This is a genomic window from Variovorax sp. LjRoot84, from assembly GCF_964254305.1.
Classification (GTDB): Bacteria; Pseudomonadota; Gammaproteobacteria; order Burkholderiales; family Burkholderiaceae_C; genus Variovorax.
Genome location: NZ_CAXUTE020000003.1, coordinates 17748 through 43616 on the forward strand (window position 1 = coordinate 17748; position 25869 = coordinate 43616).

General features: G+C 68.1%; 21 protein-coding genes. 11 read left to right on the forward strand and 10 right to left on the reverse strand.

Annotated elements, in window-relative coordinates; translation table 11 throughout:
- Nucleotides 1-68 precede the first annotated feature (68 nt).
- The 4 genes from ACSQ9I_RS38385 to ACSQ9I_RS38400 all read right to left on the reverse strand — a co-directional run bounded on the left by ACSQ9I_RS38385 (nt 69) and on the right by ACSQ9I_RS38400 (nt 4649).
- Nucleotides 69-851 carry an SDR family NAD(P)-dependent oxidoreductase gene (locus ACSQ9I_RS38385; RefSeq protein ID WP_436317146.1) on the reverse strand — a complete coding sequence of 261 codons (783 nt, stop codon included), beginning with the start codon at nt 849-851 and terminating at the stop codon, nt 69-71.
- 66 nt (nt 852-917) lie between these two features.
- On the reverse strand, nt 918-3068 hold the full coding sequence (fadB, locus tag ACSQ9I_RS38390; protein ID WP_436317147.1) for a fatty acid oxidation complex subunit alpha FadB: 2151 nt from the start codon (nt 3066-3068) through the stop codon (nt 918-920).
- A 280-nt stretch (nt 3069-3348) separates the two neighbouring features.
- Nucleotides 3349-3486: a hypothetical protein gene (locus ACSQ9I_RS38395; protein WP_436317148.1), complete on the reverse strand. Its 138-nt coding sequence runs from the start codon at nt 3484-3486 to the stop codon at nt 3349-3351.
- A complete protein-coding gene (locus ACSQ9I_RS38400; protein ID WP_436317149.1) occupies nt 3483-4649 on the reverse strand; it encodes an NAD(P)H-dependent flavin oxidoreductase in 1167 nt (388 codons plus the stop codon). Before ACSQ9I_RS38400 ends, ACSQ9I_RS38395 begins: the two co-directional genes overlap by 4 nt.
- A 60-nt stretch (nt 4650-4709) precedes the next feature.
- Between ACSQ9I_RS38400 and ACSQ9I_RS38405 the strand changes: the two genes are divergently transcribed.
- A complete protein-coding gene (locus tag ACSQ9I_RS38405; RefSeq protein WP_436317150.1) occupies nt 4710-7448 on the forward strand; it encodes a LuxR C-terminal-related transcriptional regulator in 2739 nt (912 codons plus the stop codon).
- A gap of 171 nt (nt 7449-7619) precedes the next feature.
- Here ACSQ9I_RS38405 and ACSQ9I_RS38410 read toward each other — a convergent pair whose 3' ends face one another.
- The 6 genes from ACSQ9I_RS38410 to ACSQ9I_RS38435 form a co-directional block, all read right to left on the reverse strand.
- Complete coding sequence (locus tag ACSQ9I_RS38410; RefSeq protein ID WP_436317151.1) at nt 7620-8768, reverse strand: acyl-CoA dehydrogenase family protein; 1149 nt, start codon at nt 8766-8768, stop codon at nt 7620-7622.
- 38 nt (nt 8769-8806) lie between these two features.
- Nucleotides 8807-10366: a long-chain-fatty-acid--CoA ligase gene (locus ACSQ9I_RS38415; protein WP_436317152.1), complete on the reverse strand. Its 1560-nt coding sequence runs from the start codon at nt 10364-10366 to the stop codon at nt 8807-8809.
- Between the two features lie 36 nt (nt 10367-10402).
- The gene (locus tag ACSQ9I_RS38420; RefSeq protein ID WP_436317153.1) at nt 10403-11971 is read right to left on the reverse strand and encodes an acyl-CoA synthetase; all 1569 of its coding nucleotides are present in this window, start codon (nt 11969-11971) and stop codon (nt 10403-10405) included.
- An 83-nt stretch (nt 11972-12054) separates the two neighbouring features.
- Nucleotides 12055-13158: a CaiB/BaiF CoA transferase family protein gene (locus tag ACSQ9I_RS38425; protein WP_436317154.1), complete on the reverse strand. Its 1104-nt coding sequence runs from the start codon at nt 13156-13158 to the stop codon at nt 12055-12057.
- A 336-nt stretch (nt 13159-13494) separates the two neighbouring features.
- Nucleotides 13495-14676: an acyl-CoA dehydrogenase family protein gene (locus tag ACSQ9I_RS38430; protein ID WP_436317155.1), complete on the reverse strand. Its 1182-nt coding sequence runs from the start codon at nt 14674-14676 to the stop codon at nt 13495-13497.
- Nucleotides 14677-14688: 12 nt separating this feature from the next.
- Nucleotides 14689-15891: an acyl-CoA dehydrogenase family protein gene (locus ACSQ9I_RS38435; RefSeq protein ID WP_436317156.1), complete on the reverse strand. Its 1203-nt coding sequence runs from the start codon at nt 15889-15891 to the stop codon at nt 14689-14691.
- A gap of 883 nt (nt 15892-16774) precedes the next feature.
- Here ACSQ9I_RS38435 and ACSQ9I_RS38440 point away from each other — a divergent pair.
- The 10 genes from ACSQ9I_RS38440 to ACSQ9I_RS38485 all read left to right on the forward strand — a co-directional run bounded on the left by ACSQ9I_RS38440 (nt 16775) and on the right by ACSQ9I_RS38485 (nt 25858).
- Nucleotides 16775-17959, forward strand: a complete 1185-nt coding sequence (locus ACSQ9I_RS38440; RefSeq protein WP_436317157.1) for an ABC transporter substrate-binding protein — start codon at nt 16775-16777, stop codon at nt 17957-17959.
- 22 nt (nt 17960-17981) lie between these two features.
- Nucleotides 17982-18839, forward strand: a complete 858-nt coding sequence (locus ACSQ9I_RS38445) for a branched-chain amino acid ABC transporter permease (protein WP_436317158.1) — start codon at nt 17982-17984, stop codon at nt 18837-18839.
- A complete protein-coding gene (locus tag ACSQ9I_RS38450) occupies nt 18836-19831 on the forward strand; it encodes a branched-chain amino acid ABC transporter permease (RefSeq protein WP_436317159.1) in 996 nt (331 codons plus the stop codon). Before ACSQ9I_RS38445 ends, ACSQ9I_RS38450 begins: the two co-directional genes overlap by 4 nt.
- Complete coding sequence (locus tag ACSQ9I_RS38455; protein ID WP_436317160.1) at nt 19828-20577, forward strand: ABC transporter ATP-binding protein; 750 nt, start codon at nt 19828-19830, stop codon at nt 20575-20577. The genes ACSQ9I_RS38450 and ACSQ9I_RS38455 overlap by 4 nt, the downstream gene beginning before the upstream one ends.
- Nucleotides 20574-21287, forward strand: a complete 714-nt coding sequence (locus tag ACSQ9I_RS38460; protein ID WP_436317161.1) for an ABC transporter ATP-binding protein — start codon at nt 20574-20576, stop codon at nt 21285-21287. Before ACSQ9I_RS38455 ends, ACSQ9I_RS38460 begins: the two co-directional genes overlap by 4 nt.
- Nucleotides 21288-21305: 18 nt before the next feature.
- Nucleotides 21306-22514 (forward strand): cytochrome P450, encoded by a 1209-nt coding sequence (locus tag ACSQ9I_RS38465; RefSeq protein ID WP_436317162.1) that lies wholly within the window; start codon nt 21306-21308, stop codon nt 22512-22514.
- A gap of 34 nt (nt 22515-22548) precedes the next feature.
- Nucleotides 22549-22872 (forward strand): 2Fe-2S iron-sulfur cluster-binding protein, encoded by a 324-nt coding sequence (locus ACSQ9I_RS38470; RefSeq protein WP_436317163.1) that lies wholly within the window; start codon nt 22549-22551, stop codon nt 22870-22872.
- Nucleotides 22869-23459 carry a MarR family winged helix-turn-helix transcriptional regulator gene (locus ACSQ9I_RS38475; RefSeq protein WP_436317164.1) on the forward strand — a complete coding sequence of 197 codons (591 nt, stop codon included), beginning with the start codon at nt 22869-22871 and terminating at the stop codon, nt 23457-23459. The genes ACSQ9I_RS38470 and ACSQ9I_RS38475 overlap by 4 nt, the downstream gene beginning before the upstream one ends.
- 61 nt (nt 23460-23520) lie before the next feature.
- Entirely contained in the window at nt 23521-24630 is a 1110-nt protein-coding gene (locus ACSQ9I_RS38480; protein ID WP_436317165.1) for an S-(hydroxymethyl)glutathione dehydrogenase/class III alcohol dehydrogenase, read from the forward strand.
- 13 nt (nt 24631-24643) lie between these two features.
- Entirely contained in the window at nt 24644-25858 is a 1215-nt protein-coding gene (locus ACSQ9I_RS38485; RefSeq protein ID WP_436317166.1) for an NAD(P)/FAD-dependent oxidoreductase, read from the forward strand.
- The last annotated feature ends 11 nt before the right edge of the window (nt 25859-25869 follow it).

Genomic DNA, 25869 nt, shown 5'->3' on the forward strand with positions numbered 1-25869 from the left:
GTCGAGAAAAAGAAAGAAAACGGGCGCGCACGCGGGGGCACCATGCGCGCGCCACGGGCATTCGCGACTCAGCGGGGCGCCATCCGGATCGCGCCGTCCAGCCGCACGCTCTCGCCGTTGAAGTACCCGTTGGTGATCATCAGCTCGGCCAGCGTCGCATACTCGGCCGGGTTGCCCAGGCGTTTGGGGAACGGCACCGAGGCGGCAAGCGCCGCTTTCACGTTGTCGGGCGCGCCCTGCAGCAGAGGGGTGTTGAAGATGCCCGGCAGGATCGTGTTCACGCGGATTCCCTCGCTCATCAGGTCGCGTGCAATGGGCAGCGTCATGCCGGTCACGCCGGCCTTCGAGGCAGTGTAGGCTGCCTGGCCCATCTGACCGTCCTGCGCCGCCACCGAGGCGGTGTTGACGATGGCGCCGCGCTCGCCGTCTTCCAGCGCATCGAGCGTGAGCATGCCGGCCGCCGACTTGGCGATGCAGCGGAAGGTGCCCACAAGGTTGATCTGGATGATGCGATCGAAGTTGGCGAGCGGATAGTGCTTGATCTCGCCCGAGGCCTTGTCGCGGCTCGCGGTCTTCACCGCATTGCCGGTGCCGGCGCAGTTGACCAGTACGCGCTCTTGGCCGTGCGCGGCACGCGCCGTGGCAAAGGCCGCGTCAACCTGCTCCTCGGAGGTCACGTCGACCTTGCAGAACACGCCGCCCAGTTCCGTGGCAAGGGCCTCGCCCTGCTCCACGTTGAGGTCGAACAGCGAGACCTTCACGCCGTGGCTTGCAAGGCGGCGCGCGGTGGCGGCCCCGAGGCCCGAGGCGCCGCCTGTGACGATGGCGGCAATGCTGGAATTGAGTTGCATCTCTTGTTGTCCTTGAATAGAGAGGAAGAAAAAAAAAAGAAACCGCCTGTCGTTCGAGCCCTGGATTCAGACTGGGTAATAGCGCAGCTTCTGCGCCGCCATCTCGCGCATGCGCGCCGTGGGCCTGTACGGCGTGCCAAGCGCCGCATGCTTGTCGCACAGCGCAATCACGCGATCCAGCCCCAGCCAGTCGGCGTACTTGAGCGCGCCGCCCGCATAGGCCGGGAAGCCCACGCCGAGCAGCAGCGCCATGTCGAGCTCGGCCGGCGTGGCGACCACGCCGTCTTCAAGCGCATGCGCGGCTTCGACGACCATCGGCAGCATCATGCGTTCGACGATCTCCGTATCGGCAAAGTCGCGCCGGCCCTGCGGCTGCAGCGTGGCGACCAGCGCATGCGCCTCGGGCGCGGCGGCCTTGCGCGGGCGGCCCGCGGGATCGTTTTCGTAGCGGTAGAAGCCGGCGCCGTTCTTCTGGCCGTAGCGCTTGTTCGCCACCATCAGCTTCACGGCGTTGCGTTCGACGGCCGGCATGCGCTGCGGGTAGCCCGCCGCGATCACGTCGCCCACGTGCGCGCCCACGTCCATGCCCACCACGTCCTGCAGGTAGGCCGGGCCCATGGGCCAGCCGAAGGATTCCATCGCGCGGTCGACGGCCTCGAAGTCGGCGCCGTCGGCCACCAGCTGCACGAAGGCATTGATGTACGGCGTGAGGATGCGGTTGACCAAAAAGCCCGGGCAATCCTTCACCACGATGGGCGTTTTGCCCATGGCCACCGCATAGCCCGCGGCGGTGGACACGGCGGCGTTGCTGGTCTTCGCGCCCTGGATCACTTCCACAAGCTGCATCACGGGCACCGGGTTGAAGAAGTGCATGCCGACGAAATCCTCGGGCCGCGCGAGCGGCTGGGCGATGTCGTCGATGCGCAGGCTCGAGGTGTTCGAGGCGATCACGGTGCCGGGCTTCACGCTGCGTTCCAGCGCGGCCAGTACCTTGCGCTTGACCTCGATGTTCTCGACCACGGCCTCGACCACGCAGTCCACTGCGTCGAAGCCGGCCTCGTCGAGCTGCGGCACGATCGACGCCCGGATGGCATCGGCCTTGGCCTGCGCGAGCCGGCCGTTCTTCACCTGCTTGGCGAGCTGCTTGCCGGCCTCGGCCATGCCCAGGTCGAGCTGCGGCTGCGCGATGTCCTTCATGCGCACCGGCGTGCCGCGCAGCGCACTGGTGTAGGCGATGCCGCCGCCCATGATGCCGGCGCCGAGCACGGCCGCCTGTTTCACCGGCCGGCCTTCGCGCGCGTGGCGCTTGTAGAGTTTCTTGAGCGCCTGGTCGTTGAGAAAGGCCTGCACCAGCGAGGCTGCGGCCTGTGTCTTCGCGACGCGGCCGAAGGCGGCCGACTCGAGGTCGAGCGCGCCCGCGCGGTCGCGACCTGCCGCCTCCGCCATCATTTCGAGCGCGATGACGGCCGCGGGCTGGTGCTTGCCGCTGCGCGCCGCCACCTGCGTGCGCGCGGTCTCGACCAACGCGCCGGCCTCCTGCGCCGACAGCACCAGTGGCGCCCGCTTGCGCTGCTGTGCGGCCTGCCAGTCAACCTCGCCGCGCACCGCGCGCTGCAGCAGTGCGAGCGCGCGTTCGCGCAGTGCATCAGGCGCTGCGATCTCGTCGACCACACCCGCCGCCAGCGCGGCTGGCGCCTTGGCCGGCTTGCCGCTCGCCACCCAGTCTATGGCCGTGGCCAGGCCCGCCAGGCGCGACAGCCGCACCGTGCCGCCGAAGCCCGGGAACAGCCCGAGCTTCACCTCGGGCACACCGACCTGGGCCGTGTCGGCCATCACGCGCAGCGGCGCGAGCATCGCCAGCTCCAGCCCGCCACCGAGCGCGAAGCCGTTGATGGCGACCACGCTCGGAACCTTCAGGTCCTCGAAGGCGTTGAACAGCTCGTTGCTGGCGCGCACGCCACGCGCGATGTCGGCTTCGGCCTGCTGGAAGGTGGCGCCGAACTCAGTGATGTCTGCACCAACGATGAACACGTCCTTCGCGCTTGTCACGAGGACGCCGCGCACCTCGGGCGATGCTGTGATGCGTTCGGTGGCCTGACGGAACTCGTCGACGGTGCACGCGTCGAGCTTATTGATGGCTTCGCCGCGCCGGCCGAAGCGCAATTCCACCAGCCCGTCCTGCAGCGGCAGGACTTCGATATTTTCGCCTTGGAACAAAGGGATCTCCTCGCGGCCAGCGACGCGCCAGCCTGTGGGAAAAGTTTAGGGACGCGCCTACGCTCAGGCATCGTCCGAAGCGACGATTAAAGCCAGCCGCGGGGTCGAACAGGTGCCACGGCAGAAGCCGCGCACACATCCGATCGAGAGTCGGCCTGGGGCAAATTGGCGCCATACCGCCGTCCATGGCTGCGGCAGAATCCAGGCCCGTATCGCCAAGTGCAGCAGCGTGTCGATGATGCGCATCCAGAACAGAATCTCGGGCAGCGTAGGCCCGCCATCAAGGGTTCGCTCGACTTAATGTAGTGAACACGGCACGCGCACCGATATCGGTGCGGGTGCCGCGAAAGAAGTTCTTCTCGAGGTGTCCGAGCTTCAGTTCCGCCGCCAGCGCCTGCAGCGTTGCCGTGCGGCTCATGCGGCGAGAAAGCCGCGCGCAGCGTCGAGCCGCTCGCGGCACTCGGCCACCATGCGCGCCATGAGCACGGCGCAAGTGGGCACGTCGTCGATCAGGCCGATGCACTGGCCCGCGCTGATCACTCCGCCATTCACGTCGCCCGAGCGCAGCGCGGCGCGGCCGCGCGCGCCAGCCACGAGCGGGCGGATCTCTTCGAAGGTGCAGCCGCCAGGGCGCTGCTCGATGGTGCGCACCTCGTCGGCGATGGCGTTGCGGAACACGCGCGCCGTGTTCTTCAGCGTGCGGAACAGCAGGGCCGTGTCGCGCTCGGTGCCCTGCACCAGCGCCTGCTTGATGTGCTCGTGGATGGGTGCTTCCTGCGTGACGCAGAAGCGCGTGCCCATGTTCACGCCTTCGGCGCCCAGCGCAAGCGCGGCGGCCATGCCGCGCCCGTCGGCGATGCCGCCCGAGGCAATGATGGGTATCTTCAGCGCGCGCGCCGCGGCGGGAATGAGTACCAGCCCGCCCACGTCGTCCTCGCCCGGATGGCCTGCACATTCGAGACCATCGATGGACACCATGTCGACCCCGTTGCGCTCGGCCGAGAGCGCGTGGCGGACCGTGGTGCACTTGTGCACGATGGTCACACCGGCATCCTTGAAGCGCGCGATGAATTCCTTCGGACTGTTGCCCGCAGTCTCGACGATCTTCACGCCACTGTCGATGATGGCTTGGACGTAGGCGGCGTACGGCGGCGGCTGGATGGCCGGCAGGATCGTCAGATTCACGCCGAAAGGACTGTCGGTCATCGCTCGCGTGCGCGCGATCTCACGACGCAGATCGTCGGGCGTGGGCTGCGTGAGCGCCGTGAGGATGCCCAGGCCGCCTGCATTGGATACGGCAGCGGCGAGTTCGGCCACGCCGACCCATTGCATGCCGCCCTGGATGATCGGGTGCTCGATACCCAATTGGCGAGTGACGCGTGTGTGCATTTTCACGTGATGTGCTCCATGGAATGAATGAAAGGGTGTGTTCGACTGCGTGCTTTTGCTGCGCCCTTGCCGCGCAACTGGTGTACGCGGTCGGAGATGGGCACCTCGCCTGTCGTCGACGGAGCGCTTTCGGCAGACACGACGACCGATTGCAGGAGAATTCAGTTTGTCTGCTGCCAGTTTAGGAAGCAAAATCGGATGCCGGAATCGTCGGAAGCGACGGAATTTCCAGGCACTCCCCTCCCCTTCGCGATGCCTGCAGCCCCTGTGACCCCTTCTCCCCGGATTCTCGAAACCAAGCTCAACCCGCCAGCCTCCGTTGCCACGCAGGTACTTCGCACCGCCATCAGTGAAGAGATCGCCGCCGCGGCCGGCAAACTGGTGCTGGTGCGCGCGCCGGCAGGTTTCGGCAAGACCACCGCCATGGCGCAGATCCGTGAGCACATGAACGCCCAGGGTATCGCCACCGCCTGGCTCACGCTCGACCGCGCCGACAACGACATCTCGCGCTTTCTCAACTGCCTGACCGAGACCGTGCAGCGCCTCGACATGGACGAGCTCGCCAGCCAAACGCCTTTCGACGCCGTGGCCGCGCTGTCCGCGCACCATGCGCCCTTCACGCTGTTCCTCGACGATTTCGAGGTGGTTCAGGAGCCCGCCGTGCTCGGCCTTGTGCGCGAGTTGATCGAGCACCTGCCACGCCGCGGGCAGGTCGTGATCGGCTCGCGCAGCCTGCCCAACCTCGGCCTGGGCCGGCTGCGCGCGCGCGGCCAACTCATCGAGATCGACACCGACCGGCTGCGCTTCTCGCTGGAAGAAACCAGCACCTTCATCGCCCTGCGCCGGGCGCATGCGCCGCACGCTGCCGGACTGCTGCCGCAGGCGCTGTCGGCCGAACTGCTCTCGCAACTGCATCGCAAAACCGAGGGCTGGGTCGCAGCCATCTGGCTAGCGTCGATGGCGCTGGAACGGCATGGAGCCGAGGCCGGCTTCATCGAACGCTTCTCGGGCTCCGACCGCGCCGTGGCCGACTACCTCGCCGAGGACGTGCTTGCACACCAGCCGCCCGAGATACGCGACTTCCTGCTGCGCACCAGCATCCTGCGCCAGCTCGACGCCTCCGTATGCCAGGCGCTCAACCCGCGTGGGGACAGCGCCGCGATCCTTGAGCAACTCGCCGCCGCTAACTTGTTCCTCACCCCCGTGAGCGGCGAGGGCGACGCCGGAGGCGAAATCCGTGCATGGCGCTATCACAGCCTCTTCGCCGATTTCCTGCGCGCACAGCTCGCGCGCGAGCGGCCCGACGAGCTCGCCAGGCTGCACCTCGCGGCCTCGGGCTGGTACGAGTCGCACGGCCGGCCGGTGCCCGCCATCGACCACGCCATCGAGGGCGGCGACCATCCGCACGCGCTCACGCTGCTCGACAGCCACGCCGAACGGTTTCTCGAGCAGGGCCGCATGCGCATGCTGGCGCGCTGGTTCTCGGCCATTCCCGAGCATCTGCTGCGCGAGCATCCTTTCCTGCAACTCATTGCGCTGTGGGCGACCGGCTTCACGCACGGCCCGTGGGACGCCATGCGGCAGCTCGAACAGTCGGGCTGTCTCGACAGCCCCATTCCCGAAGTACGCGCCAACGCCCACACACTGATCCCGCTGCTTCTGGCCATGGAGGACAAGCACGACGCGGCCTACGCGGCCGGCCGCGAGAGCCTCGCGCGCCTGCCCACCGGCCTGGCCTTCGCTGAGGGCGTGCTGCTCAATGCGATGGCCCACATCCTCGCGGTGCGCGGCGACCATCGCGAGGCACAGCGGCTGCTCGATGCGGCGCGTCGCGAGCAGGGAAACGGCACCTTCAACCGCATGTACACCGAATCGCTGGCTGGCCTGTTCGACCTCACCGAAGGCCGGCTGCGGCAGGCCACCGCACGGCTGCGCATGGCAGTCGATTCCACACATGCCGTGTCGTACAACCACAGCCACGGCAACGCCTGGGCCGGCGTGCTGTATGCCGGCGCCGTGTACGAGACCAACCAGCTGGTGCAGGCTGAGCATCTGCTGAACGTGTACCTGCCGCTGGCGCGAGACGTCGGCCTGCCCGACCACATGATCCTGAGCCACGTCATGCGTTCGCGCATCGCCTTCCATGCGGGCGACATCGACGCCGCCTTTCAGGCCCTGACCGAGCTCGAATACCTGGGCCACGCGCGGCAGCTGCCGCGCGTGGTGGCCGGGGCCAAGCTGGAGCGCTCGCACATGCTGCTTCTGCAGGGCAACGGTCCCGCGTCGCGCGACGAGCTGCAGCGCGCCGACGACCCCGAACTATGGGAGCGCGAGCGCCGCGAGCGCCTGCCCGCGCACGACATCGACTACCTCGCGCTCGCCAAGGCGCGCTGGGACATCGCCTTCGGCGACGCCCGGGCCGCGCTGGTCGTTCTCGATGCTGAACTGCATGCCGCCGTGGCCGCCAACCGCAACCGCCGCGCGCTCAAGCTGCGCGTGCTGCGCGCGCTGGCGCTGCAGCGCGCGGGCGACCTCGCCACCGCCATCGAGGAAATCGGCGCCGTGCTGCAGACCGCGAGCCAGGAAGGTTTCGTGCGGCTGATCCTTGACGAAGGCCCGGCCGTGGGCACATTGGTGCACCGCTACGCCGCCGCCATGCAACAGGAGGCCAGCGCGGTCGCGCCCGTGCTGCGCAGCGACCCGATCCTGGCCGACTACCTGCAGCGGCTGCTGCAGGTAGTCGGCCCGCCGCCCTCACCAATCGACGCCGAGGCACCATCGGGCGATGCGACCAAGGAGCCGCTCACGCGCAAAGAGATCCGCGTACTGCAGCTGCTGGCCGAGGGCTACTCAAACAACGCCATGGGCGAGAAGCTGTTCGTTTCCGAAAGCACGGTGCGCACGCACCTGCGCAACATCAACATGAAGCTGGGTGCCAAGCGCCGCACCGAGGCGGTCGCGATTGCTCGCAAGCTGGGTGTGATCCGCTAGACGGCCAGCATCGGCCCACTCCATCGCGAGCGACTGCGTCATGGCGTGCAGCCCGGCCTCGGACATGGCCAAGGACACGTTGAACCACGGTCCGTTCCACACCCGAGTGGCCAGGATTGACAGCACCGACCCCGCCGCGCCGTTCGATCTGCGGCACATTGTTCACGGCGGTTAAAGCGCGCGCGAGATGACTTCTTTCATGATCTCGTTGGTGCCGCCGTAGATGCGCTGCACGCGGCCGTCGGTGTACATGCGCGCGACCATGTACTCGTTCATGAACCCGTAGCCTCCAAACAGCTGCAGGCATTCGTCGACCACGCGACCTTGCGTCTCCGAGCCCCAGAGCTTGGCCATCGAAGCGGTGGCGGTGTCGAGTCTGCCGGCCACGAGGTCTTCCACGCAGCGGTCGATGAAGGCACGGCCCACCTTGATCTGCGTGGCGATCTCGGCCAGCTTGAACCTGGTGTTCTGGAACTCGGCGATGGGCTTGCCGAAGGCCTTCCGGTCGCGCACGTAGTCGAGCGTGGCCTGGTAGGCGCCTTCCATGGTGGCGAGCGCGCTCAGGCCGATGATGGTGCGCTCGTACGGCAGGTCGCCCATGAGCTGGAAGAAGCCCTGCCCTTCCACGCCGCCCAGCAGCGCATCGGCGCTCACGCGCACGTCGTCGAAGAAAAGCTCGGAGGTGTCCTGCGCCTTCATTCCGATCTTGTCGAGCACGCGGCCCACGCAAAAGCCCTGGCAGTCCGCAGTGTCGACGATGAGGATCGAGGTGCCCTTGGCGCCCTGTGCCGGGTCGGTCTTGGCCACCACCAGCACCACGCCGGCGAGGTAGCCGTTGGTGATGAAGGCCTTGGAGCCGTTGATGACGTAGCCGCCCTCTTTCTTGTCGGCGCGGGTGCGCACGCCCTGCAGGTCGGAGCCGGCGCCGGGCTCGGTCATGGCAATGGCGCCCACCAGCTCGCCGCGCGCCATGCGCGGCAGGTAGTGGCGCTTCTGCGCCTCGGTGCCGTGGTTGAGGAAGTAGTGCGCCACGATGGCGTGCACCGAAGTGCTCATGCCGCTCAAGCCGCGGCGCGCACACTCTTCGTAGAACACGGCTTCGTGGCGGAAGTCGCCGCCTCCGCCGCCATATTCCTCCGGAATGTCCGCGCACAGCAGCCCGAGCGATCCGGCCTTGCGCCAGATTTCATGTCCGACGTGGCCGCGCTTGCGCGAGGCCTCGTCGTTCGGAACCATTTCGGTTTCGATGAAGCGCACCACGTTGTCGCGGTAGAGCTCGAGTTCTTCGTCGCTCCAGGAGCGGCGAAAATCGATGGGCATGGGGGTCGTCCTTGAGTGTCTGGAATTGGGATAGGGGCTTAACCAACGCGGCGTTCTTTACCGGCCCAGAAAGGCTCGCGCAGCTGAAACTTCTGCAGCTTGCCGGCCGCCGAGAGCGGCAGCGCGTCGCGGAACTCCACACTGCGCGGGCACTTGTAGCCGGCGATCTGGTCGCGGCAATGGGCGATGACGGCCTCGGCCGTCAACGCCTCGCCTTCACGCCACACGATCACGGCATGCACGCGCTCGCCCCATTTGTCATCAGGCACGCCGATCACGGCGGACATCAGCACCTGCGGCATTTGTGCGATGGCGTTCTCGACCTCGGCCGAGTACACGTTCTCCCCGCCGCTGACGATCATGTCCTTCATGCGGTCGACCACGTAAAGGAAGCCCTGTGCGTCCATGTAGCCGCCGTCGCCGGTGTGCATCCAGCCGCCGCGCAGTGCAGCTTCGGTTTCCTCGGGCTTGTTCCAGTAGCCCTTCATGACCGTCGGGCCACGCGCCACGATCTCGCCGACCTGGCCAGCGGGCACCTCGTTGTCCTCGCCGTCGACGATGCGGATTTCGGCCACCGGCACCGGCGTGCCGGCCGCACGCAACAGGCGGTTGCGGTCTGGGCCAGGCAGGTGGCAGTGCGGCGCCAGCACGGCCACGGTGGGCGACAGCTCGGTCATGCCGTAGGCCTGCGAGAAGCTGGTGGTGGGCAGAGCGGCCATGGCCTGCTCGAGCAGCGCCACATCGATGGGCGCGGCGCCGTACAGCAGCATCTGCAGGCTCGACAGATCGAACTCGGCAAAACGCGGGTGCTCGATGAGCCGCTTGATCATGGTGGGCACCAGGAACATCTCGGTGGCGCGCGCGGCCTGGATGGCCTGCAGGATCGCCACCTCGTCGAACACCGGCACCACCTGCTGCGGCACCAGCCGCAGGATGCTCTGCAGCGACAGCCCGCAGCCGGCCACGTGGAACATCGGCACCGCAATGACCACTGCGGCCTTGCGCGTCTCGCGCGGCACCGCGGCCACGGAGCTCAGCGCGTTGATGTAGAGGCTGCCGTGCGTGAGCATCACGCCCTTGGGCCGGCCGGTGGTGCCGCCGGTGTACATGATGGCGGCCAGCTCGTCGGCGCTGTGCGGTGCGTCGTCGATGGGCGCGGCCTCGGCCAGCAGCACCTCGTAGCCAACCATGCCCTCGGGCACGGGCCCGTCGCCGCAGTACACCACGGTGCGCAGCGAGGCCGAGAGCTTGCGCAGCTCGCCGGCCATGGGTGCGAACAGGTCGTCCACCAGCAGGATGCGGGTGTCGCAGTCGTCCAGCGAGTAGGCGACCTCCTTCGGGTTCCAGCGGATGTTGACCGGGTTGATGACGCCGCCGCCCCACCAGGTGCCGAAAAAGAACTCGACGAACCGGTGCGAGTTGAGGCTCATCATGCCGACGCGGTCACCGCGCGCCATGCCGAGCTTCTGCAGCACCGCGCCCAGGCGCGCCACGCGGTCGGTGAAGGCGCCGAAGTCGAGGCGCTGGCTGCCGCAGATCACGGCGGTCTCGCGAGCCTTCTCGCGGCGGCCCTTGTGCAGGGGCTGGGTGAGGAACATGGTTGTCATCTCCTTTTTGGTTGTGCGGTGCAGTGCTCAGGCGACCTGGCGCGCGCGGCCGGCCCAGTGCGGCTCGCGCAGGCGGTACTTCATGACCTTGCCGGCGCCCGAGATCGGCAGCGCCTCGACGAACTCGACGCTGCGCGGGCACTTGTAGCCGGCGATCAGGTCGCGGCAGTGGGCGATGAGCGCCTCGGTATCGGCCTCGGTGCCGGGCTTTCGCACCACCACGGCGTGCACGGCCTCGCCCCACCGGTCGTTGGGCACGCCGATCACGGCGGCGGCGGCCACGGACGGGTGGCGGGCAAGCGCACCCTCGACCTCGGCGCAGTAGATGTTCTCGCCGCCGCTCACGATCATGTCTTTGTAGCGGTCAACGATGAAGACGAAGCCGTCGTCGTCCATGCGGGCGGCGTCGCCGGTGTGCATCCATCCGTCGCGCAGCACGGCGGCCGTCTGCTCGGGCAGGTTCCAGTAGCCCTGCATCACGCACGGGCTGCGCACCGTGAGCTCGCCCACGGTGCCGCGCGGCACCTCGCGGCCCTCGCTGTCGCACACGCGCAGGTCGATGCCCGCCAGCGCCTGTCCGGCCGAAGCGAGTTTGCCGAGCTTGCGCCCTTCGGGCGAGTGGTAATAACGCGTGAGGTAACTCACGCCGGCCGACAGCTCGGTCATGCCGTAGCCCTGCGCGAATTCGGCCTGCGGGAAGGTGGCGAAGGCGCGCTCCAGCAGCGCCTCGGTGATCGGCGACGCGCCGTAGCCCACGAAGCGCACGCTCGACAGATCGGCCTGCGCGGTGCGCGGGTCGTCCACCAGCATCTGCAGCATCGAGGGCACGGCCATGAGGTCGGTGGCGCGGTCGCGCTCGATGGCCGCGAGCATGCCGTCCACCGTGAAGCCCGGCAGGATAATCTGCGTGCAGCCCATGAGCATGCCGCGCAGCAGGAACGACAGCCCCGCGAGGTGGAAGAGCGGCGCCACCTGCAGCAGCCGCGCGCGCTGGTCGAAGAACGCGCCGAGCATCGAGATCTGCGCGTTGATCGCCAGCGCCGCGTGGCTGAGCATCACGCCCTTGGGCCGGCCGGTGGTGCCGCCGGTGTAGAACACGCCCGCGAGGTGGTCGCCGCCGCGCAGCGCGTCGGGCACGGGCTCGCTCTGGCGGATCAGCGATTCGCAGTCGGTCATGCCCGTGGGGGCCTGCCGCTCGCCCATGTAGATCCAGGTGGTGACGGCGCGCGCGGCGGCACGCAGTTCGGCGGCCACTGGCAGGAACTGGTCGTCCACGAACAGGATGCCAGTGGCGCAGTCGTCGAGCGAATGCGCCATCTCGGCCACGCTCCAGCGCGTGTTGACTGGATTGACAACGCCGCCGGCCCACCACACGGCCAAGTAGTACTCCAGGATGCGGTCGGCGTTGAGCGCGAGGAGGCCCACGCGGTCGCCGGGCCGCACGCCCAGGCGACGCAGCGCGCCCGCGAGGCGCGCCACGCGCTCGCCGAGTTCGCCATAGGTGCGGCCGCGGCCCTGGAACACGGTGGCGACGGCGCGCGGGCTGCACTGCACGGCGCGGTGCAGGGCCTGCGTGAGATACGGTTGCGGTTGCATGAAGAAGTCTCCCGTCGTTGCGTGGTGTCGGGCTTGCACACCTGCGCGCATGCCCGGAAGAAGAGAAAGGAAGGGGGGCGGCGTCAGCGCGCCTCGGCCACGGGCGCGGCCGCGCCCCAGCGGCGCAGCAGCGCCTCCCGGTCGTCGGGGGCCGCGGCTGGCGGCACGACCGGCGCGGTGCGGCTGAAGCGCGGCGCGGGCGCGGGCTGCACCACGTCGCCCACGGTCGCAAAGGTGCCGCGCGCCACGTTGTGCGGGTGCTGCGGGGCCTCGTCCCAGTCGAGCACGGGAGCGAAGCAGGCGTCGCTGCCTTCGAGCAGCACGCACCACTCGTCGCGCGTGCGGGTGCGGAACATGTCGGCCAGGCGCAGCTTGAGCAGCGGCCAGCGGTCGGCGTCCATCTGTGCGTCGAAGGCGGGGTCGTCGATCAGGCCGCAGAGTTCGCGCAGCAGCGCGTAGAACTGCGGCTCGATGGAGCCTATGGCCACGTACTTGCCGTCGGCGCAGGCGTAGGTGTCGTAGAAGTGGGCCCCGCCGTCGAGCATGTTCTCGCCGCGCTGGTTGCTCCACTGGCCAGCCGACTTGAAGCCGTACATCATGGCCGACAGCAGCGCGGCGCCGTCGGTCATGGCGGCGTCCACCACCTGGCCCTGGCCCGAGCTTTTCGCCTCGTGCAGCGCGGCCAGCAACCCGAAGGCCAGCAGCATGGCGCCACCGCCGAAGTCGCCCACGTAGTTGAGCGGCGGCACGGGCGCCTCGCCCGAGCGGCCGATGGCGTGCAGCGCGCCGCTGATGGCGATGTAGTTGATGTCGTGGCCAGCCGCGTGTGCCAGCGGGCCGTGCTGGCCCCAGCCGGTCATGCGGCCGTAGATCAGGCACGGGTTGCGCGCGTGGCATTCGGCCGGGCCCAGGCCCAGGCGCTCCATCACGCCGGGGCGGAAGCCCTCGATCAGGATGTCGGCGCGCGCGATGGCGTCGAGCACCGGCGCGGCGGTGCCGGAGGCGCGCAGGTCGACCTCCCAGGTGCTGCGCCCGCGCGCCAGGATGTCGTGGGGGTCGCGCAGCGTGCCGGGGCGCGTGATGCGAAGCACCTCCGCGCCCATGTCGGCAAACAGCATCGCGCAAAAAGGTCCGGGCCCTATGCCAGCCATCTCGACGACCCGAAGTCCTTTCAAGGGTCCTGCCATGTGTGTCTCCTCTGGCGCGCATGCAGCGGCCTGTTGCATCAGGGCATCTTGGCGCGCGGGCGCCGCCGTCGCATCGTCCGAAGCGACGAAAGCGACGCGGGCCGCGGCCGCGATCACCACCTTGTCGCGCGGGCAGCGCGCGCCCTGCCGGCGAATAATTCCTGCCCGGCAATCAGGTCGGCAACCGAGGGTTCGCCTTCGAGCAGCTGGTCGGCGCGGCACATGAGCAGCATGGTGAGATCCAACGCCGCGCAACGGGGCCTTCAGCGGTCTCCTTGGTGCAGTGGATGATCTCACCGACGCCAACGATGAACGGCGTGCGGTCGTCCAGTGCTGTCATCGCATTCCTGCGCTGAGGGGTGCTTGTTGCCGCCGCTGTCGTTGAAGCTGCGCCACCCGGCGCAGGTGCCACGCGGGCGGGCCGAACTGGCCTTCGATGAGGGTGGCGCGTCGCACGTAGTGGCCGAGGGCGAGCTCCTCGGTCATGCCCATGCCGCCGTGCAGTTGCACCGCCCCCTGTCCCACGGCGCGGCAGGCCTTGGCGACAGCGACCTTGGCGGAAGAGACCGCACGGGCGCGGGCCTGCGGGCTCTGTGTGGTGGCAAGGGTCTCGCCCGCGATGGCGGTGCGCGCATCGGCCTGCTCCAGCGCCATGTGCATGTCGGCCAGCCGGTGCTGCAGCACCTGGAAGCTGGAGATCGGCACGCCGAACTGCTTGCGCTGGCGCACGTAGTCGAGCGTGTCGCGCATCAGCCGGCGCAGCACGCCGATGGACTCGGCACAGATCGCAAGCGTGGCCTCGTCGAGCGCCTGTTCAATCTGCGGCAGCGCACCGCCCTCCGCGCCAAGCAGGGCGTCGGAGCCCAGGCGCACGGCCTCGAAGACGATGTCGGCCGCGCGGCCGCCGTCGTGCGTGGGGTAGCCGCGCAGCTGCACGCCGGGCGCGGCCTTGGGCACCACGACCAGCGAGAGGCCGCCGTCCTCGCCGCATCCGCTGCGCGCCGTGACGATGAAGTGGCTGGCCCACGGCGCGGCCCGCACCACGGCCTTGCGGCCGTCGAGCCGCAGCCGGCCGTCGGGCTCGCGCGCCAGCTGCGTGCGCACGTCGTCGCGCGTGTGACGGCTGTGCGGTTCGTCGTGCGCGAAGGCCAGCACGGCTTGGCCGGCGACGACGCGGGCCAGCAGCTCGTCGGCCTGCGCGCCCGGGTGGCGCTGCAGCAGGCCGGCGCCGATCACCAGCGTGGACAGGTAGGGTTCGGCCGCGAGCGCACCGCCCAGCGTGGGCATCAGCGCCAGGTGCGCGGCCAGGCCGAGGCCTAGGCCACCCTGGGCCTCGGGTAGAGCCGCGCTCAGCAGGTCGAGGTCGCGCGCCAAGCCCTGCCAAAACGGCGGCGGCGCATCGTCGGCCGCGGCCAACGCATGCAGGCGCTGTTCGAAGCCGTGGTGATCGTCGAGGTAGCGCGCGAGGCTGTCACGCAGCATCGCAAGGGTGTCGTCTTGTTTGGCGAGGGGAGTCATGGAAAACGAGCCTCAGCGGGACAGCAACAGCTGGCTCGCGATGATGTTGCGCTGCACTTCGTTGGAGCCCGCATAGATGGACGCGGCGCGGTCGTTCAGGTAAGCCAACATGGCGTACACAGACTCCTCGGGCACGGCCAGCGCGGCCTGCAGGCCGTCGTCAAGCGGCAGGTTGACGGCTGCATGGTGGGCGGCGATCTCCACTCCCAGTTCGGTCAGCCGCTGGCGCAGCTCGGACCCCAACACCTTGCCCATCGAGGGCCGGATGCCGAGCGGCTCGCCGCGCGCCTGAGCCCGCAGCGACTGCAGCTCGGTGGCCTCGACCGCGTCGATGGCGCAGTCCATTTCGGCCAGGCGCAGCGCCATCTCGCGCGCCTCGTCGGCGGCGGCTTCGCCAGCGGCCGCGAAGGCGGTATCGGCGGCCGCGCGCAGGCGGCGCAGGCGCGCGCGCAGCAGCGGCGCCCAGGCGGCGCCGCGCTCGTGCTGCAGCAGATACTTGGCGACGGCCCAGCCCTGGTTCTCCTCGCCGATCAGCCCGGTGGCGGGCACGCGCACGTCGTCGAAGAACACCTGGTTGAGCTCGTGGTCGCCCGAGATGCTGATGATCGGCCGAATGGTGATACCCGGCCGGGGAATGTCGAAGCACAGGAAGCTGATACCCTGCTGGGCCTTGCCGCCCGAGGCGGTGCGCACGAGGCAGAACATGCGGTTGGCGTACTGGGCGTGGGTGGTCCAGATCTTGGTGCCGTTGATCACGTAGTCGCCGGCGTCGCGCACCGCCTTGCACTGCAGCGAAGCGAGGTCGGAGCCCGCCTGCGGCTCGGAGTAGCCCTGGCACCAATAGTCCTCGCCCGAGCGGATGCCGGGCAGCCAGGTGCGTTTCTGCGCCTCGGTTCCGAAGGCGATGATGACCGGCGCCACCATGCCGGTGCCCATGGGCGCCAGCGGTGGCGCGTCGGCCGCAGCCAGCTCGCTGGCGAAGAGGTAGTGCTGCATCGGCGTCCAGCCGGTGCCGCCATGCGCCACCGGCCAGTGCGGCGTGCTCCAGCCGCGCTTTGCCAGGATCCGATGCCAGCGGATCCCCTCATCGTAGTCGGTGAAGATGCCGGCGCAGCGCCGTCCGGCGGCGCGCAGCGCGGGGGTCAGCTCACGCGCGAGAAATTCGCGAACGTCGTCGCGAAACGCGGTCTCCGCCGCGCTGAGGGTCCAGGCCATGGTGTCGTCTCACAGGGGGTCACACCCAGCAAGTGTGCGGCGCGGGACGCCCCGCGGCATCGTCGGTTCGGACGATCATGGCGGGCCTGCGACCGCCCGTAGCGCCTTTTCTTCAGCGAACTCACTCGAGCAATGACTGGAGTTGGCCCGAATCCCTGGTCGCATCGGGAACTTCGTATTCAAGGAGAGCCAGCTTGTCGACTCAGAGTTCAGCGCTTGGACGCCCGGTGCACGCCAGCATGGGAGCTGATCAATCGGGGGCCAGCACATGAGAGGTCAGCGAGCAGTTTCCCGGCTGAGGCCTCTGCGCTCTCGACATACTCTTCTGCCGACGTTCCTGCCAAGCCCAGGAGGGATCGCAATATCGACGCACCTACCAGATCCTCGATGAACGAAGCGCACAGTTGGCTTCTGTGCTTCGGACCGATAGCCGATGCCTCCGGCCATACGGCCAGATATCTTTCTAGATTGTCCTTGTATTCACAAACAAGGCTCTGGTGGGCGATTTCTGCCAATTGTGGAAATTGCGTTGACTCCGCCCTCGCATGACGAAAGGCTAGTCGGTTCGGGTCGGCATAGCTCGGCGCGCCGCCGCTCGCGGTCGGCCATGCTCTGCTCGTGCCGCAGGAGCACCCACTGTTCAGCGCTCGGGGTCTCGCTGGTGTCACCATGCTGGACATCATTCTCTCCCTCTTAGTCGGCCTCGAAGCCTTTTGTCATCACGATCCACCCCACTTTGCGAAGTGGAAGCTCGGGGAAAACCATGCATTTGGTTGATCGTCACGATGGTTGACATGCCAACTATCTGCCGGGAGACTCCGTCTGATCGTCATGTCGCTCTGAAGGCCCGCGACGACCATTCCACAAAGACAGGAGACAAGGCATGAGCAAGACCACACGGCGTTGCGCGGCGGCATGGTGCGCGGCGTTGGCACTCGGCGGGGCAGCGCTGCCGGCTCTGGCGCAATCCACTGTCAAGGTGGGCATCGTTGGCCCGTTCTCCGGGCCCTTCGCCCACTACGGCACGCTGTTCAAGGCAAGCGCTCAGGCCTACGTGGATGCGCAAGGTGGCAAGCTGGCTGGCCATTCCATTGAATTCATCTACCGTGACACGGGTGGCCCCAACCCGGGCCTGGCCAAGAGCCTGGCTCAGGAGCTCATCGTCAAGGACAAGGTGGACTACCTCGGCGGCTTCGTGTTCACGCCTAACGCGATGGCAGTGGCGCCGCTGATCCAGCAGTCGCAAACGCCCACCGTTATCTTCAATGCCGCCACATCGGCTATCACGGAGAAGTCCGACTACTTCATCCGAACCTCCTACACGCTGTGGCAGGTGACGGTGCCGCTGGCCAGATGGGCGGCTGGGCAGGGACTCAAGAAGGTGGTCACCGCGGTGACCGACTTCGCCCCCGGCCTGGACGGCGAAGCAGCCTTCAAGGCCGAGTTCACCCGCCAGGGCGGAACGGTGGTGGAGAGCATTCGCATGCCGATCGCCACCACCGACTTCGCGCCCTTCGTTCAACGGATCAAGGCCAGCGGCGCGCAGGCGGTCTACACCTTCCTGCCGGGTGGGCCATCGAACCTGGGCTTCGTGAAGGCCTACAACGAGAACGGACTTGCGAAGGCCGGCGTTCAGTTCCTCGGGACAGCGGAGACGGATGAATTCGATCTGCAGAAGTTCGGCGATGCGGCGCTGGGCCTGACCACCGCCTTCCACTACTCGGCCGCGCACGATTCGCCGGCCAACCAGAAGTTCATCGCCGCACTCAAGACCGCCGATGCGCAGGCAGTCCCCAACTACGCCTCGGTGGGTGCATGGGACGGCATGCACGTGATCCACAAGATGATCGAGGCCACTGGTGGTCGCAAGGACGGCCCCAAGGCGCTTGCCGCCGCCAAAACACTTCAATGGGACAGTCCGCGCGGACCGGTGAGCATCGATCCAAAGACGCGCCACATCGTGCAGAACGTGTACCTGCGCAAGGTTGAAAAAGCAGGCGGCATGCTGGTCAACCGCGAACTGCAGAGCTTTGGCCCGCAGCCCGACCTCGGCCTCGAGACCAAGTAACGAAGCAACGCGGAGGCTTCGAGTGGGCACGATCCTGAACGTCGGCATTGACGGTGTGGCCTACGGCATGGTGCTGTTCGTCATCGCCGTGGGCATGTCCGTCACGCTGGGGCTGATGCGTTTTGTCAATCTCGCGCACGGCGCCTTCGCGATGGTGGGTGGCTATGCGGCGGCATGGCTCACGCGTGAGGTGGGCTGGAGCTTTTGGCTGGCTCTGCCGCTGGCGGTGCTGGCCGCCGGTGCCTTGGGAGCGCTGCTGGAGATGCTGGTGCTGCGCCACCTGTATCGCCGCAAGGAACTGGACCAGGTACTGTTCACCATTGGACTGACCTTCTTCCTGATCGCCGCCACCAATGCCATCGCTGGCCCGCAGGTACAGCTCATCGCGCTGCCGCCCCTGCTCGCGCAACCGGTGGATCTGGGCTTTCGCACCCTGCCGGCACAGCGGCTGTTGGTCATCGCTGCGGGCTTGGGGGTCGCCGGCGCGGCCACCTACACCGTGCTGCGCACCCGCTTCGGGGTGTGGCTGCGCGCAGCGGTGGACCATGCGGAGACCTCCGCAACCTTGGGCATCCCGATTCGCCGCGTGCAGTGCCTGAGTTTCGCCGCCGGCGCGGCGCTGGCGGGCCTGGGAGGAATTCTCGGCGCGGAGCTGATGCCTCTGGAGCCGTACTACGCGCTCAAGTACCTGGTGCTTGTGCTGGTGGTAGTCGCCGTGGGAGGCATGGGCAGCATCGGCGGCACGTTGGCTGCGGCCCTGGTTCTGGGAACGGTGGAGACGGCCAGCAAGTACTGGGCTTCCGACTGGGGCAGCCTCTTCTTCTTCCTTGCCATGGCGCTGCTGCTTGCCTGGCGTCCCAGTGGGCTGCTGAAGCGATGACCCCGAACAGCTTGCGCACCGCGCCCGCCTGGCGTGCTCCCCTGGTCGTGCTGATCCTGGGCGTGGGAGTCGGGCTGCTGCTCCCCGAGCAGTTGGGCCTGATCGTGCGCATCGCCGTCATGGCGCTGCTGGTTGTCTCCCTTGACCTGGTCGTGGGCGTGGCCGGCCTGGCCACGCTGGGTCATGCGGCTCTGTATGGCGTTGGCGGATACGCGGCCGCGCTGTTTGCGCTCCATGTGCAGGCCGATCCTCTGCTGGGATTGCTGGTGGGCGTCGCGGCCGGCGCAGCGGTAGCGCTGGTATCAGGCGCCTTGCTGCTGCGCTACCAAGGCTTCACTTTCCTGATGCTCACCGTGGCCTTCGCCCAGATCCTGCTGGCGCTGGCGCAGAAGTGGCGCGGCTGGACGGGTGGCGACGACGGGCTGTCAGGCTTCTCGATGGCGCCGTTGCTCGGCTTGTTCGCCTTCGACCTGGAAGGACGTACCGCGGCTTTCTACGCCATCGCGGTGCTCGCGCTGGGGCTGTACCTGGCGCAGCGGCTGGTCGCCTCGCCCTTCGGCCTGTCGGTGCGCGGCATCCATGAGAGCCGGGCTCGCATGGCAGCTCTGGGCACGCCGGTGCGCGCGCGGCTGCTCGCCATCTATACCGCGGCCGGCGCCCTGGCCGGCGCCGCGGGCGCCCTGGCAGCACAGACCAACGCCATCATCGGGCTGGACAGCCTGGGCTTCGGCCTCTCCGCCGAAATCCTGGTCATGCTGGTGCTGGGCGGCGCGGGGCGCTTGCACGGCGCACTGGTCGGCGCGCTCATCTTCACGCTGCTGCATCACACGGCCGCTTCCATCAACCCCTACCACTGGCTGTTCGCGGTGGGACTGGCCCTGATGGCAGTGGTGCTCGCGCCGCCTCGCGTGCTGTGGCCGCGGCTGCGCGCGCGCCTGGGCGCTGCCGGACGTCGTGCGCCGCTCGCCTCATCGCAAGAGGTTCTGCCATGACGCCGCTGCTGCAGGTCGAATCACTGGAAAAGCATTTCGGCGGGCTGCACGTCACGCGCGGCGTCTCGCTGACCATCGCGCCGGGAGAACGCATTGCACTGATTGGACCCAACGGCGCGGGAAAGACCACGCTGGTCAACCTGATCAGCGGCGTCATTGCACCTTCCGCCGGGCGCGTGCGCCTCGCCGGGGAGGATGTCACGTCGCAAAGCCAGGCGCGACGCGTGCGCTCCGGGCTCGTCCGTACGTTCCAGATCACCACATTGGCGCCGCACCTTCCGGTGCAGCGGCAGGTGGAGCTCGCGCTGTTCGAGCGCGAGGGCCTGGCCCACCGTGCATGGCGCCCGGTCGAAGCCTATCCAGCGCTGGCCGACGAGGCGCGCGCCATATTGGCCACCTTCGGCTTGGCGAACCATGCAACCGTGCCGACCGGCCAGCTGGCGTACGGCGAGCAGCGGTTGGTGGAGATGGCACTCGCGCTGGCCCTGCGCCCCCGTGTGCTCTTGTTGGACGAGCCCATGGCCGGCGTGCCACGAGACGACGGCCACCGGCTTCTGGCAGCACTGGATGCGCTGCCGCCAGAGCTGGGCGTACTCATCATCGAGCACGACATGGACCTCGTCTTCCGATTCGCACACCGCATCGTGGTGCTGGCCGAAGGGGCTGTGCTGGCCGCAGGGACTCCCGAACAAATCCGAGGCGACGCCCGAGTGCGCGCCGCCTACCTGGGGCACGGACTGCCATGATCTCTCCCCTGCTGCAGTTCGACCAAGTGGTTGCGGGCTACGGGCCGACCACCATCCTCGACCGGCTGAGCTTCACCGTCCAGCCCGGCGAGCGATTGGCCATGATCGGCCGCAACGGTGTAGGCAAGAGCACCACTCTGCGGGCCATCATGGGCCTGGCGCGGCTGTCTTCCGGTCGTATCGTGTTCGATGGTGAGGACATGACCGGCCTGGCGCCACACCAGCGCGCGCAACGCGGCCTAGGCTACGTGCCGCAAACGCGCGACATCTTTCCCTCGCTGAGCGTGGAGGAGAACCTGCTGGCGGGCCTGAAGCAACGACCGCGCGCCGCGCTGGCCGAAGCCTACGCGTTCTTCCCGCGCCTGGCCGAGCGCCGTCACAACGGCGGGGCGCAGCTCTCGGGTGGCGAGCAGCAGATGCTCTCCGTCGCCCGCACCCTGCTCGGGCGGCCCCGCTTGCTACTGCTGGACGAACCTTTGGAAGGCCTGGCGCCCATCATCCGCCAGGAATTGCTTGCTGCCTTTGGCCGACTGGCAAGCGAAACCAACATCACCGTGCTCATCGTGGAGCAGCAGGTCAGCGAGGTGCTGGCCTATGCCGACCGTGCCCTCATCCTGGACCACGGCCACGTGGTGCATGAAGCACCCGCCGCGGTCCTGCGCACGGACGAAGCCACCTTGGAGCGCCATGTGGGCATGGCAGTCCATTGAACGTGAAGGAGCCCCGACATGACGACCCTCAGTTCCGAACTCGACATCCCGGTTCTCGACATCGACCCCTATGCGTCGGCGAACCTGATCGACCCATATCCGATGCACGAACGCATGCGCGAGGCCGGGCCGGTCGTGCGCCTGGCACCGTATCCCTCGGTGGTGGCGTGTGCGCGCCACGACGAAGTGCGGGCCGTGCTCAACGACCACGCCACCTTCATCTCGGGCGCCGGCGTCGGCCTGACCAACTTCAACAGGGAGACGCCCTTCCGGCCCCGCAGCCTGATCCTGGAGGCCGACCCGCCGCTGCATACACAGACGCGCACAGTGCTCTCGCGCATCCTCAGTCCCAAGACGGTGATGCAGATCCGCGATCGCTTCGCCCAGGAGGCCGAGGCCCTGGTCGAGCGATGCGTCGCCAAGGGCGAGATCGATGGCATCCACGACCTGGCGCAGGTCTATCCGCTCAAGGTGTTCCCCGACGCGGTGGGCGTGGAGGAAGCCGGGCGCGAGAACCTCCTGCTTTATGGCGACATGATCTTCAATTCGATGGGGCCGCGCAACGAACTGCTGGCCAAGAGCGCGGAGCGCGTCGTCGCGGTGACCGACTGGATCATGGCCCACTGCCAGCGCGATCACCTTCGCCCGGGCGGCTTCGGCGACCAGATCTACCAGGCAGCCGACGCTGGCGACATCTCTCACGAACAGGCGCCGATGCTGGTGCGATCCTTCCTCTCGGCGGGGGTGGACACGACCATCAACGGCATCGGCAACGCCGTGTTCGCGCTGGCACACCATCCGGCCGAATACGCGAAACTGCATGCCGATCCGCAGCTTGCCCGCCCCGCCTTCGAAGAGGCGCTGCGGTGGGAATCCACTGCGCAAACTTTCTTCCGTACGGCCTCGCGCGACTGCGAGATGGCCGGTGTTGCGTTGGCGGCCGACACCAAGGTGCTGTGCATGCTCGCCTCGGCCAACCGGGACCCGCGCAAGTGGCCTGAGCCGGATCGGTACGACGTCGGTCGCCGACCGACCGGCCACATGGCCTTCGGCTCGGGCATCCACGGCTGCGTGGGGCAAGTCATCGCACGGCTGGAAGGCGAGGTGGTGCTGCAGGCACTCGCGCGCCGCGTCAAGGCCATCGAGATCACCGGCGCGCACACCCGCCGGCTCAACAACACGTTGCGCGCGCTGGACACGCTGCCGCTGCGGCTTATCCCTGTCTGAGAGCGTACTGACGCAGGCATTCGAAGGAGACACCATGCCCACGATCCGATTCATCCTGGCCGATGGCAGCGAGCGCGATGTTCAGGCGCCAGTCGGCCACACCGCGATGCAGGTCGCCACGGGTGCCGGCCTGTCCGGCATCATCGCCGAGTGCGGCGGCTCGGCCATGTGCGCCACCTGCCATGTGTATGTCGACGACGCCTGGACGGCCCGGCTGCCCGAGGCGCTTTCCAACGAGTTGGAGATGCTCGAATGCACCGCCGCCGAGCGTCGGGCGAACAGTCGATTGTCTTGTCAGATCCGGCTGGACGACGCGCTGGACGGGCTCGTGCTGCATCTGCCCGAGGCGCAGCAATGAGCTCCGCTCCGGCCGGCACGACATGGGCCACACTGACGCGCATGCCTTCTACTCGCACCAGCTCTACCCGGCACGTATCCATCGACCTGGAACGCTACGTTCCGGCCTTCTTCACCTGGATCGCCAACAAGCTCTCGCGCGGCGCCTCGCAGCATTACCTGCGCAGCTTCGGCGTCGGCATCGAGACCTGGCGCTGCCTGGTGCTGCTGGCGATCGAACCCACGATCTCTGCCAACAAGGTGTGTCGCATCATCGGGATGGACAAGGCCTCAGTGAGCCGCTGTTTTTCCGGCATGGAGGCGCGGGGCCTGATTCGCATCGCACCGGATCCCGCGGACGGCCGTGCGCGCGTGGCCACCCTCACCGAGGAAGGCCGGGCGCTGCATGACCAGATCATCGGCGTTGCGCTGGAACGTGAACGCGCCTTGCTCTCCGTACTCAGCAGTGAGGAACGCGAAGTGCTGATCGCCCTGCTGCGCCGACTGCACGAGAACTTGCCTGAGGTCGAAGCTGCCACCGACCGCTATGTGGCGCGCATGCAAGCGCCGGTCAAGCGCAGTGGGCGACCCAAGGCCAGCAAAGCCTGAGCGTCCTCGCGGGGCACTCTGCGACACAGCATCGTCTCTTTCCATTCCAAGGAACCATCCCATGAGATCCCGAGCCGCCGTTGCCTTCGAGGCCGGCAAGCCCCTGCAGATCGTCGAGATCGACGTCGCGCCGCCGAAGAAGGGCGAGGTGCTGGTGAAGATCACCCACACCGGCGTGTGCCACACCGATGCCTTCACGCTCTCGGGCGATGACCCGGAGGGCCTGTTCCCCGCCGTGCTGGGCCACGAGGGCGCAGGCATCGTGGTGGAGACGGGCGGAGGCATCACAAGCGTCAAGCCGGGCGATCACGTCATCCCGCTGTACACCGCCGAATGCGGTGAATGCCTGTTCTGCAAGTCGGGCAAGACCAACCTGTGCGTGGCCGTGCGCGCCACCCAGGGCAAGGGCGTGATGCCCGATGGGACCACGCGCTTCAGCTACAACGGCCAGCCGGTCTATCACTACATGGGCTGCTCCACCTTCAGCGAGTACACGGTGGTGGCCGAGGTCTCGCTCGCGAAGATCAGCCCCGACGCCAATCCCGAACAGGTCTGCCTGCTGGGCTGCGGCGTGACCACCGGCCTGGGCGCGGTGAAGAACACTGCCAAGGTGCAGGAGGGCGACACGGTCGCGGTCTTCGGCCTCGGCGGCATCGGCCTGGCCGTGCTCCAGGGCGCCAAGCTGGCCAAGGCCGGCCGCATCATCGCAATCGACACCAACCCGTCGAAGTTCGAGCTTGCCAGGACCTTCGGCGCCACCGACTGCGTGAACCCCAAGGAGCACGGCAAGCCCATCCAGCAGGTGATCGTCGAGATGACGGGCTGGGGCGTGGATCACAGCTTCGAGTGCATCGGCAATGTGCAGGTGATGCGCGCGGCGCTGGAGTGCGCGCACCGCGGCTGGGGCCAATCGGTCGTCATCGGCGTGGCCGGCGCGGGACAGGAGATCTCCACCCGCCCCTTCCAGCTCGTGACCGGCCGCCGGTGGCTGGGGACTGCCTTCGGGGGTGTGAAGGGCCGCAGCCAGTTGCCAGGCATGGTGGAAGACGCGATGGCCGGGCGAATCCAGCTCGCACCCTTCGTCACGCACACGATGCCGCTCACCGGCATCAACGATGCCTTCGATCTGATGCACCAGGGCAAATCGATTCGCGCGGTCATCCACTACTGAATCCTGAACTCACATGGAACGCGACATCGTGGTCATTGGCGGCGGCCATGCGGCGGCGCAGTTCTGCGCCGGCATGGCCGAGGCCGCACAGGGCGCGCGGGTGCATCTGGTGTGCGAGGAGCCGGACCTGCCCTACCAGCGCCCGCCGCTATCCAAGAGCTTCCTCAAGCGACCAGACGAGCTAGCCCAGTCCATTCGCGGCGAAGCCTGGTACCCCGAAGCGGGCATCGAGCTCCACCTCGGGACGGCCGCTGAAGCGGTCGATCGGGAGGCGCGTGTCGTGCGCCTGGCCGGCGGCCGAAGCCTGCCTTATGGCGTGCTCGTTCTGGCCACCGGCACGCGTGCGCGCGAGCTGCCGGGCCTGCCCAGCGGGCTCAGCAACGTAGTGCTGTTGCGTACCGCCGCTGATGCCCGCGCGCTGCGCACGCTGTTGGGCGAGGCCCAGCAGGTGGTGGTGCTGGGGGGCGGATTCATCGGTCTGGAGATCGCCGCCACCGCGCAGGGCCTGGGCCGCCAGGTGACCGTGCTGGAGGCCGCGCCGCGCCTGCTCTCGCGCTCGCTGTCGCCGGAGATGGCCGAGCATGTGCTGCTCAGCCATCGCGCCGCGGGCGTGGACATCCGCCTGGGCGAGAAGGTGAGCGACTTCGAGGTTGCTCAGGCGAGATTGCAGGCGATCCATCTGGGCGCGCAGCGGCTGCCGCTGGACCTGCTGATCATCGGCATTGGCGCCAGGCCAGAAACCACGCTGGCGCAGGCGGCAGGCCTGGACTGCCGAGATGGCGTCGTGGTCGATGCATTCATGCGCAGCAGCGACACACGCATCCTGGCGATTGGCGATTGCGCGCGCTTCCCGCTGTCGGGGGAAGGGAGCGATCGCCGACTGGAGTCGGTACAGAATGCGCACGACCAGGCACGCACCGCGGTGGCCACGGTGCTTGATCGGCCAGCGCCGTACGCGGCGCTTCCTTGGTTCTGGTCTGAACAGGGCAGCATGCGCCTGCAGATGGCGGGCTGCATGCCCGCGCAGTCGGTGCGGCACCTGCGTCCTGGCGCGCGGGGGGACGCATTCTCCATCCTGCACTACACGCCTCAGGGGCGACTGGCCTGTGTAGAGAGCGTGAACGCGCCCCAGGACCACATGGCGGCGCGCAAGCTGCTCGAGGCAGGACATTCACCAGCACCGGCGGCCGCCTGCAACCCGGCGACGGCACTCAAGACATTCACATAGGTCGGAGCCGC